At 44.2% G+C, this 13,399-nt stretch carries 13 protein-coding genes and 1 pseudogene; 11 read left to right on the top strand and 3 right to left on the bottom strand.

Going from position 1 to position 13,399, the window contains the following annotated elements:
- Positions 1–153: 153 nt before the first annotated feature.
- The 7 genes and pseudogenes from rfbB (at position 154) to O3620_RS06595 (ending at position 7,928) form a co-directional block, all read left to right on the top strand.
- Positions 154–1,200, top strand: a complete 1,047-nt coding sequence (gene rfbB, locus O3620_RS06565; protein ID WP_002903075.1) for a dTDP-glucose 4,6-dehydratase — start codon at positions 154–156, stop codon at positions 1,198–1,200.
- 203 nt (positions 1,201–1,403) lie between these two features.
- Positions 1,404–2,003, top strand: coding sequence for a hypothetical protein (locus tag O3620_RS06570; RefSeq protein WP_002903074.1), 600 nt, complete (start codon positions 1,404–1,406; stop codon positions 2,001–2,003).
- A gap of 90 nt (positions 2,004–2,093) precedes the next feature.
- Positions 2,094–2,954: pseudogene (locus O3620_RS06575) on the top strand (GNAT family N-acetyltransferase).
- A 64-nt stretch (positions 2,955–3,018) separates the two neighbouring features.
- Positions 3,019–3,651, top strand: a complete 633-nt coding sequence (locus tag O3620_RS06580; RefSeq protein ID WP_032909634.1) for a copper homeostasis protein CutC — start codon at positions 3,019–3,021, stop codon at positions 3,649–3,651.
- A 34-nt stretch (positions 3,652–3,685) separates the two neighbouring features.
- Complete coding sequence (locus tag O3620_RS06585) at positions 3,686–4,357, top strand: MmcQ/YjbR family DNA-binding protein (RefSeq protein ID WP_002903069.1); 672 nt, start codon at positions 3,686–3,688, stop codon at positions 4,355–4,357.
- Between the two features lie 87 nt (positions 4,358–4,444).
- The gene (locus O3620_RS06590) at positions 4,445–6,187 is read left to right on the top strand and encodes an ABC transporter ATP-binding protein (RefSeq protein ID WP_061595143.1); all 1,743 of its coding nucleotides are present in this window, start codon (positions 4,445–4,447) and stop codon (positions 6,185–6,187) included.
- A 1-nt stretch (position 6,188) separates the two neighbouring features.
- Positions 6,189–7,928 carry an ABC transporter ATP-binding protein gene (locus O3620_RS06595; RefSeq protein WP_002913451.1) on the top strand — a complete coding sequence of 580 codons (1,740 nt, stop codon included), beginning with the start codon at positions 6,189–6,191 and terminating at the stop codon, positions 7,926–7,928.
- A gap of 49 nt (positions 7,929–7,977) precedes the next feature.
- Here the strand turns inward: O3620_RS06595 and O3620_RS06600 are convergent, their stop codons facing one another.
- Complete coding sequence (locus O3620_RS06600; RefSeq protein WP_002913452.1) at positions 7,978–9,297, bottom strand: PLP-dependent aminotransferase family protein; 1,320 nt, start codon at positions 9,295–9,297, stop codon at positions 7,978–7,980.
- A gap of 39 nt (positions 9,298–9,336) precedes the next feature.
- On the opposite strand from O3620_RS06600, the gene O3620_RS06605 reads away from it, so the two are divergent.
- Together O3620_RS06605 and O3620_RS06610 are read left to right on the top strand one after the other, a co-directional pair.
- On the top strand, positions 9,337–10,203 hold the full coding sequence (locus O3620_RS06605) for a pyridoxamine kinase (RefSeq protein WP_061595144.1): 867 nt from the start codon (positions 9,337–9,339) through the stop codon (positions 10,201–10,203).
- A complete protein-coding gene (locus O3620_RS06610; protein ID WP_371601557.1) occupies positions 10,184–10,783 on the top strand; it encodes an ECF transporter S component in 600 nt (199 codons plus the stop codon). The genes O3620_RS06605 and O3620_RS06610 overlap by 20 nt, the downstream gene beginning before the upstream one ends.
- Before the next feature lie 30 nt (positions 10,784–10,813).
- Here the strand turns inward: O3620_RS06610 and O3620_RS06615 are convergent, their stop codons facing one another.
- Together O3620_RS06615 and O3620_RS06620 are read right to left on the bottom strand one after the other, a co-directional pair.
- Positions 10,814–11,461, bottom strand: a complete 648-nt coding sequence (locus O3620_RS06615; RefSeq protein WP_002900134.1) for a hemolysin III family protein — start codon at positions 11,459–11,461, stop codon at positions 10,814–10,816.
- A complete protein-coding gene (locus O3620_RS06620) occupies positions 11,445–11,906 on the bottom strand; it encodes a DUF1836 domain-containing protein (RefSeq protein ID WP_371601558.1) in 462 nt (153 codons plus the stop codon). Before O3620_RS06620 ends, O3620_RS06615 begins: the two co-directional genes overlap by 17 nt.
- Before the next feature lie 129 nt (positions 11,907–12,035).
- Between O3620_RS06620 and O3620_RS06625 the strand changes: the two genes are divergently transcribed.
- Together O3620_RS06625 and yaaA are read left to right on the top strand one after the other, a co-directional pair.
- Positions 12,036–12,620: a VanZ family protein gene (locus O3620_RS06625; protein ID WP_002913459.1), complete on the top strand. Its 585-nt coding sequence runs from the start codon at positions 12,036–12,038 to the stop codon at positions 12,618–12,620.
- 16 nt (positions 12,621–12,636) lie between these two features.
- Entirely contained in the window at positions 12,637–13,365 is a 729-nt protein-coding gene (gene yaaA / locus O3620_RS06630) for a peroxide stress protein YaaA (RefSeq protein ID WP_061595145.1), read from the top strand.
- The last annotated feature ends 34 nt before the right edge of the window (positions 13,366–13,399 follow it).

Here is a 13,399-nt window from a genome sequence, read left to right on the forward strand (position 1 = left end):
TTGCCGCTGTGGTGTAAGTCATGTAACAAATTATTTAGTTTGTTACATGACAGGGGATTTTTGAGACATTAGGCTCAAAAATAAGCAATGAAACCGGAGGTTTGCTTGCGTCCCTACCACTTAAGGCAATTATAAAAAAGTTAAGGAATAAAAATGACTGAATACAAAAAAATTATCGTAACAGGCGGAGCTGGTTTTATCGGTTCTAACTTTGTTCACTATGTTTACAATAACTTTCCAGATGTCCATGTGACAGTACTGGACAAGCTGACTTATGCGGGTAATCGCGCCAATATTGAAGAAATTTTAGGCGACCGCGTTGAGTTGGTTGTTGGAGATATTGCTGATGCAGCCTTGGTAGATAAGCTGGCTTCTAGAGCTGATGCTATCGTTCACTATGCGGCAGAAAGCCACAATGATAACTCGCTCAATGATCCGAGTCCATTTATCCACACCAACTTCATCGGAACTTACACACTTTTGGAAGCAGCTCGTAAATATGACATTCGTTTCCACCATGTGTCAACTGACGAAGTCTATGGGGACCTGCCTTTGCGTGAAGACTTACCAGGTCATGGAGAAGGGCCAGGAGAGAAATTTACCGCTGAAACTAAGTACAATCCAAGCTCGCCTTACTCCTCAACTAAAGCAGCTTCAGACTTGATTGTTAAAGCTTGGGTGCGCTCATTTGGTGTCAAAGCGACGATTTCTAACTGTTCAAACAACTATGGTCCTTACCAGCACATCGAGAAGTTTATTCCGCGCCAAATCACCAATATCCTGAGCGGTATCAAGCCAAAACTCTACGGTGAAGGAAAAAACGTTCGTGACTGGATTCATACCAATGATCATTCATCAGGTGTTTGGACGATTTTGACCAAGGGTCAAATCGGTGAAACTTACTTGATTGGTGCTGATGGTGAGAAGAATAATAAGGAAGTTCTGGAGCTGATTCTCAAGGAAATGGGACAGCCAGCTGACGCTTATGACCATGTGACAGATCGTGCGGGTCATGACCTTCGCTATGCTATTGATGCCAGCAAGCTCCGAGATGAGCTAGGATGGAAGCCAGAGTTTACCAACTTTGAAGCAGGTCTCAAAGAGACAATCAAGTGGTACACGGACAACCAAGATTGGTGGAAATCAGAAAAAGAAGCAGTCGAGGCTAACTATGCTAAGACTCAAGAAGTAATTAAGTAAACAAAGCCTCTCTATGATGAGCCTTGTAAAAATAACGTTATGTGATTAAAAGACTGGGATTATCTGTCCCAGCCTTTTCTCACAGGATTGTTAGTTTTTTAATATGTTTGTTACAGAAAATTATGCAAAAATAGTGTAAAATAAGATAAATCCTTTCTGTGTTTTTATCTAAAGGGATTTTCTCAAATTAAAGGAATACAAACATGAAAATGGTAAAAAGAGTAGTGGGAATTGCTTTGGTGCTGTTGCTTGCAGCGGTGCTGTTTCTGGTTCCTGCATCTGTTAATCAAAGTCAACAATTAAAGAATGTTCAAGGCAGTGCTTCCTGGATGAGTATTATTGAGCCAGCTTTGAGCAACGCCAATGTGACGGCTCAGGGAGTTAGCACGGAAGTTTCTCTCAATAGCGTCCAGCTTAATCAGGTGCTCAAGTCTTCTCTGACTGACTCTGAGAATCAGGAGCTGCTGAACAGTGTTTACAGTATTGAAGGCAATAAGCTGCGCATCCAGTATCCAGTCAAACTGCTCTTCATTGGCAGTAAGCTGGACCTAGAGGTGGATGTGACGGTGAGGGATAATGTCTTGCACATCACAATTGATAGTGCCAAGCTAGGCTCTCTTCCTATCCCTAAATCTTGGGTGACAGGCATGCTGAAGCAACAAATGCAGGCCTCTAATTCATCTATCACAACGGAGGGTGATAGTTTCCTTCTAGCTCTGCCGCAGAGTCAATTCAGCATTAACAAAATCAGCTTCCAGAACGGAGCTGCTAAAATCCAGTTCAGCATGGGTTATGGAATCTAAAAAAGAAAACTTCATTTGAGGAAGAAGTCTTCCGAATCAAATGGAGTTTTTATACTATTATTTGAGAAATAGCATTGTGAGGGAGAAAAGATGCCTATTCCTAATATCCAGCAAGAGGAGCTGATTATTATTGATGACAATCTGCGTTTGCGGGCCTATGATGGTCAGTTTGAACTAGCCTTGGACTGGTACCAAGATCCAGATATGATTTATATGATTGATGGCAGAAGAGAGCCCTATTCGCCGGAGCGAGTTCAAAGGATGTATGAATATCTTGCTAGGCAAGGTGAAGTGTATTTTATTGAAGTATTGGAGCAGGAGTGCTGGCTGGCCATTGGGGATGTGACCTTTTGGCAAGATGATTTGCCTATTATCATTGGAAATGCGGACTACCGTAGGAAAGGAGTTGGCAAGAAAGTTCTTTCTGCTTTGATACAGCGCGCACGCAATCTAGACTATCAAAAACTAGCAGTTCAAGAAATTTACGATTTCAATCAGCCCTCTCGCAGTTTGTTTGAGTCGCTTGGTTTCTATCCAACCCTTGCTACAGAGAAAGGCAGATCCTATACACTTGATTTGACCTTGTCCATAGCGCAGATCCAGCCCAGTCAGTTCTACCTTTCACGGGAAAAGCTGGACAGGATTTGTATTGATTTTGACTAACAAGAACTTGAAGCTTTACCTGTCAAGCGTATGGATGGAAAAGTTTTCTTTACTGATGGACATAGCAGAGCCTTTAAGGCTTATCAGGCTGGCCTCTCTCATATTCCCATCTATTATGATAGGGACGAGCTTAACTGGGTCTTTTATCGATACTGTGTCCAGGCTTGTCAAGAAAGAGGCATCTTCTCGATAGCTGATTTACAGAACCGCATCTTGTCCAAGGAAGACTATCAGACTAATTGGCTTGATTGGTGTAAGAGAGAAGCTAGAAAATTTGATAAGAGCTGATATCGCGAAGCTCTTGTGTTATAATAGATAAAGGAAATCAATATATTAAATCAGAGGTGAGATGATGCTTTATGAATTTTGTGCGGAAAATGTAACCTTGTTAGAAAAGGCTATGAAGGCGGGGGCCCAACGGATTGAACTCTGTGATAATCTGGCTGTCGGTGGTACGACGCCCAGCTATGGCGTAATTCGAGCAGCAGTTGACTTAGCCAAGCCTTACGGTGCGACAGTGATGACCATGATTCGGCCTCGGGGCGGTGATTTTGTTTACACTGACCTTGAAATTGGGATTATGTTGGCTGATATCCAAAAAGCCAAGGAAGCCGGCAGTCAGGGAGTGGTCTTTGGTGTCTTGACGGAGAAGAACGAAATAGATGTTTCGAAGATGCAGCGCCTGCTGGAGGCATGCAAGGGACTGGAAGTAGTCTTCCACATGGCTTTTGATGCGATACCGGCTGAATACCAGTTTGGCGAAATGGACTGGCTGATTGAGAACGGTGTCCAGCGAATTTTGACCCACGGAGGACCTGACAGTGAGCCAATTGAGGAGCATTTTGCTTGGCTGGACGAATTAATCGAGCATGCTGCTGATCGGATTGATATTATGCCGGGCGGTGGCATTCATCTAGGCAATCGTCAGCAAATTATAGACAGTCTGGCAGTTGACCAGCTGCATGGAACTAAAATTGTATTTTAAGGAGGGTTAAGCTGCGCTGGCAGCAGATAAGTAGATGTTGGAACTATTTGAAAAATACAAGGCTAATCCAGACAAGCTTCAGACCTACGGTTTTAAGGAGTCTGATGGAGCTTACCATTTTTCGCAGGAGATTATGAAGGGTGACTTTCGCTTGGAAGTAACTATCAGAGATGGGAAGCCAGATTATCAGGTCTTTGACTGTGATACTGATGACGCCTATCTGCAGGTCAAGATGGAGCAGGTGACGGGTGAGTTTGTTGGGCAGGTTCGTGAAGCTTGTCAGGCAGAACTGCTGGCTATCCGTCAGCACTGTTTTGACGAGGTTGGCTTTCTCTATGAGCAGAGTAAGCGACTGCGGGATCATGCGGCTGAGGTTTATCAGGGGCAAATAGAGTACCTCTGGGAGAAGTCTTCCAGAAAGAGCTCGACCAAGGCTGGAGTTTTCCGTCACCAGGATAGTAAAAAATGGTACGGAGCTTTTTTGAACACAGACTGGTCTAAGTTTGAAGCAGAGCGAAGCGGCGCTATTGAGGTGCTAAATGTTAAGAATGATCATGTGGCGGAGCTGATTCAGAAAAAGGGGATTTACCCGGCCTTTCACATGAATAAGAAATATTGGCTCAGTCTGCCCTTGGATGATACCCTGAGTGATCAAGAAATCTTTGATTTACTGGCTGTTAGTTACCAGCTGACCAGTAAAAAATAGAATCGAAGCACAGCGCTCCAATCCGCTGTGTTTCATTTTTCCTCAAAAAACAGTATAATAAAAAGACTAGTAAGAATAGGAGAAATTATGAACCTCATTAGAAAATTAGCCTGGTTTTTTAAGTTGGAAAAGCGGCGCTATATCATCGGTATCTTGGCCTTGTCCTTGGTCAGTGTCTTCAATCTGATACCGCCCAGAGTCATCGGTCAGGTTATTGACCGAATTGCTAGCAAACATCTGACTTCTCAAGAGCTGCTCCTTAATTTGCTGTTGCTAATTGCTTCAGCTTTTATCATGTACGGCCTGCGCTATGTCTGGCGCCTTTATATCTTAGGGACGTCCAATAATCTGGGACGGATTCTGCGCTCTCGATTGTTCGAGCACTTTACTTACATGTCTCCCTCTTTTTATCAGAAATACCGTACAGGGGACTTGATGGCTCATGCAACAAACGATATCAATGCAGTTGTCAGTCTGGCTGGTGGTGGAGTCATGTCAGCTGTGGATGCTTCTATTACAGCCCTGGTGACACTGCTAACTATGTTTTTCGTTTTGGACTGGCGGCTGACTTTGATTGCCATTGTGCCCATGCCCTTCTTGTCATGGGGCACAGGCTTGATTGGTCGAAAAAATCATGAAAGTTTTAAGGCTGCTCAAGAGGCTTTTTCAGATTTGAACAATAAGGTTCAGGAGAGCGTTTCAGGGATTCGAGTGACCAAGTCCTTTGGCTATCAGGAGGCGGAGACTCAGTCTTTTGCCAAGACCAATCAGGAGGTCTACGAAAAAAACGTTTTGGCTGCCAAGTACGATTCTCTTTTTGACCCCTTGGTTTTGCTTTTTATCGGTCTTTCTTATGTTTTGACCTTGATTTTCGGTGGAATTTTTATCTCCCAAGGGCAATTCACCATAGGAGAGTTGGTTACTTTTATCACTTATCTGGATATGTTGGTTTGGCCGCTGCAGGCTACTGGCTATCTTTTTAACATCGGCCAGCGAGGTGCTGTTTCTTATGAGCGGATTGAGAAGTTGCTGGCTCAGGAGTCAGATGTCAAGGAAGCTGAACAACCCCTTTCTCATGCGGAAAATGGTCGATTGGATTATGACATTCAGAAGTTTTCTTATGTCGAGGAGACTAGTTTATCGGATATTCATTTTTCCATTGAGCAAGGACAGACATTGGGAATTGTCGGTCAGACGGGCTCAGGGAAGACCACTCTTCTGCGCTTGCTGCTGCGGGAGCAGGATATCCAGGAGGGGGCTATCTATCTGAATGGCCATGATATCCGAGAGTACCGCCTCAAAGACTTGCGCCGTCTCATCGGCTACGTACCACAAGAACAGATGCTCTTTGCTCTGTCCATTCGGGACAATATCCGCTTTACTAATCCCCAGCTGACAGATAGTCAAGTTTTAGCTGCCGCTCAACTCTGTGGTGTATATGAGGATATTCAGGCTATGCCAGAGGGGCTGGATACGGTTGTCAGTGAGCGGGGCTTGTCCTTATCTGGCGGTCAGAAGCAGCGCTTGGCGATGAGTCGGGCTATTATTACCAATCCTGAAATTCTGATTTTAGATGATTCCCTGTCGGCTGTTGATGCCAAGACGGAGAATCTGATTCTAGAAAATCTAAAGTCAGAGCGTGCTGGCAAGACTACCATCATCACAGCTCATCGGCTGTCAGCCTTGGTGCATGCAGACCTGATTTTAGTTATGGAAGAGGGGCGGATCAAGGAGCGGGGCACTCACCAAGAGCTATTGGAGCAAGAGGGCTGGTATGCCCAGACTTATCACAATCAGCAGCTGGCAGAAAGCTTGAAGGAGGAAGATTAATATGAAAAAGAAAGCAACTTTTCATCGCCTCCTAGGCTATATGTGGCGCTACAGGATAGTGAGCAGCATGGCCTTGGCCTTCATCCTGCTGACGACTATGGTCACAACGGCATTGCCACTCTTGGCCCGCTATTTTATTGATCAGTTTATCGGCCGCAATCAAGCCTGGGCTGGCCTGCCTTTGATGGCTCTTTACTATGGCCTTTTCCTCTTGCGTGTACTTTTTACCTTCTTGGGAAAGTATTTCTTTGCGCGTGTGGCTCAAAGTGTGGTTCGGGACTTGCGACAGGAAAGCTTTGCCAATATCCAGCGTCTGCAAATGGCTTATTTTGATAGGACGCCAGCTGGTGCTATCGTTTCCCGCCTGACTAATGATACTCAGGCAGTCGCAGATATGTTCAGTGAGATTTTTTCTAATTTTTTGAGCTCCTTGCTGATTTTAGTTGTTACTTTGAGCGCCATGTTTGCCCTCAACTGGCAATTGACCCTGATGATTGCTCTCTTTTTACCTCTGATGGCAGCTTCTATCTTGCTTTATCAGCATCTATCCAATCGTCAGCTGAAGCAGGTCCGGGATAAGCTCAGCGATTTGAATGTCAAGCTATCTGAAAGTATTGAAGGAATGCGGATTATTCAGGCTTTTGGGCAAGAGAAGCGCTTGCTGCGGGAATTTGAAGAAATCAACGGTCAGCATTTAGGCTTTACCAATCGCTATCTCAATATCAACAGTCTCTTTCTGAGACCGGCCATGTCTCTGCTGAAAATCTTGGCTTATGGAGTGATTCTGACTTACTTTGGCTTGACTTGGCAAGTGGTGGGAATTACGGCAGGTATTATGTATGCCTTTATCCAGTATGTTAATCAGCTTTTTAATCCTTTGATTGACGTTATGCAGAATTACTCTGTTTTACAGACATCTATGGTTGCTGCGGAGCGGGTTTTTGAAATTATAGACCGCACTGACTACGAGCCTGAGCAGGCTAACCAAGACTTGCAAATCCAAGATGGCAGCATCGCATTCAAGCACGTTTCCTTTTCTTATGATGGAAAGCGTGATGTTTTGCGGGATATCTCCTTTTCTGTCAAAAAAGGCCAGACGATTGCCTTTGTGGGTTCGACTGGCTCTGGCAAGTCCTCTATTATCAATCTTTTCCTGCGTTTTTATGAGTTTGAGCGGGGGCAGATTTTGATTGATGGCCGTGACATTAAAGACTTTAGTCAGGAGGAGCTGCGGCGAAAGATTGGTCTTGTTTTACAGGATCCCTTCCTTTATCACGGTACCGTTGCTTCCAATATTCAGCTTTACCAAGAGCAGCTGACACGAGAAGAAATTATAGAAGCGGCTAAGTTTGTAGATGCTCATGGCTTTATCAGTCAGCTCCCTCAAGGCTATGATGCCCCTGTGACTGAGCGGGGAGCGACTTTTTCCAGCGGTCAACGGCAGCTTTTAGCCTTTGCCAGAACCATCGCTACTAAGCCTAAAATCTTGATTTTGGATGAGGCGACAGCCAATATTGATTCGGAGACAGAGGAGTTGATTCAAGCCTCACTGAGAAAAATGCGGCGGGGGCGGACAACCATTGCCATTGCCCACCGTCTGTCTACCATTCAGGATGCTGACTGCATCTATGTCTTAGACAAGGGCCGCATTATCGAATCTGGCAGCCACGAAGAATTGTTAGCACAGGATGGAACCTATAAGAAAATGTACCAACTGCAGGCTGGGATGATGGAGTCTTGAAAAGCCTGATTATAAGTGAAAGGTGTAGAATTCATTTGGAATTCTACACCTATTTTAAATAGTCTTTTAGTTTCTCTACATTTTCTTCTAAGTTATCATAAGGCAGCTTAGCATACTGGTAAGGACAGCTAGCAAGGTAACTCTGTTCAAAGAAGTCAAGCGGCAGGCTACTGTGTTTGAGAGCACTGACGGAAGAAAGTGACCTCAAGTCTAACAGAATGCCATCCTTGGTCAGATAGCTGGATAGTGGAAGCTGAGCTTGTTCTAGCAGTGTCTGCGCCTTTCTTGCTTCCTCTTCTTGAAGCTGCAGCAGCGCCAGCCTATTTTTTTCAAACATTAGACTGTCGATATAGAGCGATAGAGCCTTCTGCATGATGAGGTTGCTGTCATAGTCCACGGCGCTTTTGTAAGCGATAAAGGTCTTTTGAATCTGGGGCGGAAGGAGCAGGGCAGTAATCCTCAGGGCAGGGAAAAGGCTGGTAGAAAAGGACTTGATGTAGATGACCCGCTGGCTATTGTCTAGATAATGAAAGGTTAGCTCCCGCCGGCTATCAAAGTCTGATAGGTAGTCATCTTCTACGATATAGACATCATAGAGCTGTGCCAGTCGAAGAATCTCTTCCTTGTCCTGCCGACTGTAGGAGTGGCCCAAGGGATAGTGAAAACGCGGAATGGTGTAGAAGAACTTGATCTTTCCGCTTTGAAAAATCCTCTCAAGTTCTTGCAGATTAATACCTTGTGGAGTTCTTTCAATGGTTTCATAAGGAAGTTTTTGCGCTAGCAGAAGATCATTAATCCGATGGTAGGTCGGCTGCTCCACCAGAATATGCTCTTTTTGATTTGGGAAGTCAATCTGTGAAAGGATATAGAGGGCCTGCTGGGTGCCGGAAGTCAGTACCAGCTGATCTCTAGAAGCATAGACAGCAGAGTCCAGCATCAGTTTTTGCACAGAGCGACGCAGATCCTCCAGCCCTTCCTGCTGAGGGTAGTAGTTGAAGAGATAATTTTCCCGGCCGATCAGAGTTTCATTTACACAGAGGCGGAAATCCTCGTAGGCTTGGTGGCGGTCATCCCTCACAGGCAGCTCCAAATCCTGCTTTTCTTCCTGAGCATTCTCCAGCACATAGTAGCCACTTTTGGGAACGGCATAGATGTACTTCTGATACTTGAGCTCAATCAGAGCCTTCTGCGCAGTATCCTTGCTGCAGTAATAACGCTCTGCAAGCTTGCGGACAGAAGGGATTTTCTGACCAGTTGCCAGTTTTCCCTCTTTAATATCCTTAGTAATCTTATCAACGATGCGTTGGTATTTTGCTTTAACCATAAAACTGTCCCCATACAGATTTGATTTTTTCATATTGTAACTCATTTTTAGATATTTTACAATAGAGAGCAAGTAGGAGGAGTCATGAAAACAAAAACAGTTATTCTAGCCACAGATATTTCTGGCTTAGGTAAGGTTGCTGCAACAGCTGCCCTGCCGCTCTTTGCAATTTGCCAGCTAGAGGTTGCCCTCTTGCCAACCATGATTTTATCGTCCCATACAGGCGGTTTTTCCGACATCTATATAGATGATTACACGCATGGGATGCTTGCTATTTTGAAACAATGGCAGAGCCTGGAGTTCGACTTTTCAGCTCTGGTAACAGGATATTTGAAGTCTGACATACAGGTGGAAAATTTGCTGCGCTTTAAAGAAGAAAAAAGCTTGCCCCTTATCGTGGATCCTATCATGGGAGACAAGGGGACTTTTTATCAGGGATTCTCAGATGCCCATCTAGAGCATATGCGTCGCCTCTGCCAACATGCCGATTTGGTTCTGCCCAATTTGACGGAAGCCTGTTTGTTGTTGGAGGAACCCTATGAAGAGAGTTTATCAGAAGATAGATGGGAGGACTTTAGCAAGCGTTTGGCTGAGTTAGGACCGAGCAAGGTCTTGTTGACTGGCTTGCCCATGAAAGAGAATCAGATTGGTGTGGCCTATTTTGATGTAGTAACAGAAGAGTTTAACCTCTTTTCTAGTCCAGCTCTGCCCCAGCAATTTTTTGGAACGGGTGATATATTGACGACACTTGTAGTTGCGGCTTTTGTTCAGGGGATTGACATCAAACAAGCCCTGCCGGTGATTTTGAAATTTATTGAAAAGAGCTTGGCCTTTAGCTTTAAAGAGCAAATAGATCCAAAGAAGGGCGTTGTTTACCAGCCCTATCTAGGAGAGCTTTTCGCTGATTTTCAAGCCTTAATGGAGGAAAAATATGAAGAAACAAACACTTGATTTGCAAACCTTAACCATGATTAGTTTATTTGCTGCTTTGATTTTTTTGAGCATTCAGTTTTTTAAAATTCCTGTGGGAGCTCAGTTTATTCACTTTGGGAATGCGCTGGTGGTAGTGGGTTGTCTGATTTTTGGCAGTAAACTCGGTTTTTTAGCGGCTGCTATTGGATTGGGAATATTTGACTTGCTAAATGGTTATGCAACGGAAATCCCAGTTATCTTGCTAGAAGCTCTTGCGGTGGCCGCGGTGATTCATTTTCTGTATGAAGGACTTTTTCAGAGAAAGGATCAACTAAGAAATATTCTTGTGACAGCAGTAGCAGCAGCTTTGGTGAAAATTGTGCTCAATATTTTCAAGTACACTCTGACAGGAACACTGTTTGGCGGGAGTAGTTTACCAGCAGCCTTTTTACTGGCAGTAACTGAGATTACTGGTACATTTGGCTCCAGTCTAGCCACAGTCATTGCCGTCCCAATCTTATATCCAATCTTTCAGCAAGTCAGAAAAGCGCACAAGCAAAGAAGGCCATTGAAAAGCAAGGATGAATCAATAATCAGCATAAACAAAGAAACCGTCTGAGAATTCTCAGACGGTTTTTGTGTTTTTCTCTTACATAAAGTAAACGATAGCAAGGTATTGAAGGGCAGAGGCCGCTAGGATGAAAAGGTGCCAAATCATATGGAAGTAGGGCTTCTTTTGAGCATAGAAGCCAGCTCCTACAGTATAGCATAGTCCACCAGCCAGCATGAGTCCCCAGAAGACTGGTCCAGTCTGACCAATAATCTGCGGAATGATAAAGACCACCAGCCAGCCCATAATCAGATAGAGAGCTAAGCTGAATTTTTCATTGACCTTCTTAGCGAAAATCTTATAAAGAATGCCAAAGATGGTCGTGCCCCACTGGATAGCAATGATGAGATAGCCAAACCAGTTATTCATCAGCGACAGGACGACTGGCGTGTAGCTGCCAGCAATGGCGATGTAAATCATGGAGTGGTCAATAATGCGCAAGATATACTTGTGGGTCGAGCCATAGGACATTGAATGGTAGACTGTTGAAGAGAGGAACATGAGAAAGAGGCTGATGACAAAGATAGAAGTTCCGACAGCAGCCACCAATCCGTGCCCCTCATAGCTATAAATTGCTGAGATAGGCAGCAGAATCAGCATCAGGACGGCTCCTACCGCATGGGTAACAGCATTGGCAATTTCCTCTCCGAAGGATAGTTTTTTACTGAGTTTAAGCGCGTAGTTCAAGGTTTTCTTCCTCCTCACTTGGTACTTGGATTAGGGATAAGGTCTTTTGATAGAGTTTGACTGTCTGGCAGGCAGTGGAAATGATGGGTGCCACCTCCAGCTTGCTGCCGTTCATATAGTCTACAAAGTCGTCATAGAGTTCTCGCGAATCTGCTTCTTTATGCAGCATATTTAAAGTAGCTGAAATTTCCTGGATAGAAAAGACCGTTTTTAAGGTCGTAATGGCAATCAAGCGAGCTACTTGGCGACGTTGATATTTTTTCTTGACCGGCTTGGCAATATAGCCATGCTTGACGTAGTTGTTAATCATAGAAGCGGTCAGTCCCTTGTCAGCAGCTGAAATAGAAGAGCCACAGACATTGTTTACATAGAGCAGGACTTGGTCCAAATATAGGTCCAGTTCTGGTAATTCGTCCCACTTGGGAAAAACTTGTTGAGCGTTCAAATCTTTATCACTTTCTTATCTAGTCTTTATAACTAGATGATAACATCTCTGTAAATCAAAGTCAAGCAAAAAATAGAATGTCCCATTGAAATTTGATATAATTTTAAAAAGAAGAAAGGGAGGTTTCAGATGAAAAAACAAACAATCTTTGATATGGCAGCCTTCCTAGGCAGTCTAATTTTTTGGTCTTGGCTCTATATGCGCTTTTTTTATGCCTATGTAGCCGTCGTCTTTTACAAGAATCAGCCAGAGTGGAACCTGCTGATACCAGCTTCTATCATCCTAACATTGACAGCCATTAGCTCGCTTTTTATACGCGGCCTCTACAGTCGCCACATTCCTCGTTGGCTGGTGCTAGCCAGTTACACCCTCTATTTTCTCATTCTATTCTATGCCCTCTTTTTGAAAAATATCGGTAGGCAGGGCTTCAGTCTGGACCTTCAGTCTTTTGCCTATAATTGGATTTATGGAGATAAGCTAGTACCCACCATGAATATCATTATGTTCATTCCGCTGGGCTTTCTCTGCAAGCTGTCATGGAAACATGTGGCTTATTTTACCTTGGCTATCAGTCTGGTTGAGGGGAGCCAGTATCTCTTTCACCTTGGCATTTTTGACTTGGGTGATATCTTGACCAATCTGCTAGGCTTCATCATTGGTAGCTATCTACTAGAGACAGCCTTGGGTAAATGGGTTGTCCGCTATATTCACTAAATGAAAGAAGGAAACTATGAAAATTCTTATCCCAACTGCTAAAGAGTTGAATTTAACTGCGCCATCCGCAATCCCGAATCCACTTTCAGCACAAACTCAGGCTGTGTTGGATGAGTTAGCAACCATGTCAGTAGCTGACTTGGCATCATTTTATAAAATCTCCCCAGAAAGAGCAGAGGTAGAGTGGCAAGCCATTCAGGCTTTGCGAGAAGGAACTGCGCAGCATGCTCCAGCACTTTATCTTTTTGATGGCCTCATGTACCGCCATATCAAGAGGCAGGACTATACTAAGGAAGAAAGTCAGTATATCGAGAAGCATCTTGCCATCACATCAGTACTTTACGGTGTCATCCCAGTCCTGGAGCCCATAGCGCCCCATCGCTTGGACTTTATGATGCCACTCAAGCTAGATGGGAAGAGTCTCAAGGCATTTTGGAAAGAAGCTTATAACCAAGCTCTGGCAGAAGAGGAGGTGATTTTCTCCCTCCTGTCCAGCGAGTTTGAAACAGTCTTTTCCAAGGAAATTCGCCAGCGCATGATAGGCTTTAAGTTTCTGGAAGACCGAGGCGGCAAGCTAAAAGTCCATTCGACCATTTCTAAAAAAGCGCGTGGTGAGTTTTTAACAACTCTAATAACTAACCAAGTAACAGAAGTCGAACAGATGAAAAAATTAAGCTTTGCAGGCTTTACTTACCGACCTGACCTGTCTAGTGAACAAGAGTTGGTTTATGTCAAGGAAGTGTGAAAAGGGGAAATTAGTTCTTGTAATATTTTTGTAA

It is taken from the genome of Streptococcus sp. 27098_8_134 (genome assembly GCF_041431675.1).
Taxonomy (GTDB): domain Bacteria; phylum Bacillota; class Bacilli; order Lactobacillales; family Streptococcaceae; genus Streptococcus; species Streptococcus sanguinis_R.

Bases quoted from the DNA above. Each gene is read 5' to 3' on its own strand.
- rfbB (WP_002903075.1), top strand. From the start codon at position 154: ATGACTGAATACAAAAAAATTATCGTAACAGGCGGAGCTGGTTTTATC.
- O3620_RS06570 (WP_002903074.1), top strand. From the start codon at position 1,404: ATGAAAATGGTAAAAAGAGTAGTGGGAATTGCTTTGGTGCTGTTGCTT.
- O3620_RS06580 (WP_032909634.1), top strand. From the start codon at position 3,019: ATGCTTTATGAATTTTGTGCGGAAAATGTAACCTTGTTAGAAAAGGCT.
- O3620_RS06585 (WP_002903069.1), top strand. From the start codon at position 3,686: ATGTTGGAACTATTTGAAAAATACAAGGCTAATCCAGACAAGCTTCAG.
- O3620_RS06590 (WP_061595143.1), top strand. From the start codon at position 4,445: ATGAACCTCATTAGAAAATTAGCCTGGTTTTTTAAGTTGGAAAAGCGG.
- O3620_RS06595 (WP_002913451.1), top strand. From the start codon at position 6,189: ATGAAAAAGAAAGCAACTTTTCATCGCCTCCTAGGCTATATGTGGCGC.
- O3620_RS06600 (WP_002913452.1), bottom strand. From the start codon at position 9,297: ATGAGTTACAATATGAAAAAATCAAATCTGTATGGGGACAGTTTTATG.
- O3620_RS06605 (WP_061595144.1), top strand. From the start codon at position 9,337: ATGAAAACAAAAACAGTTATTCTAGCCACAGATATTTCTGGCTTAGGT.
- O3620_RS06610 (WP_371601557.1), top strand. From the start codon at position 10,184: ATGAAGAAACAAACACTTGATTTGCAAACCTTAACCATGATTAGTTTA.
- O3620_RS06625 (WP_002913459.1), top strand. From the start codon at position 12,036: ATGAAAAAACAAACAATCTTTGATATGGCAGCCTTCCTAGGCAGTCTA.
- yaaA (WP_061595145.1), top strand. From the start codon at position 12,637: ATGAAAATTCTTATCCCAACTGCTAAAGAGTTGAATTTAACTGCGCCA.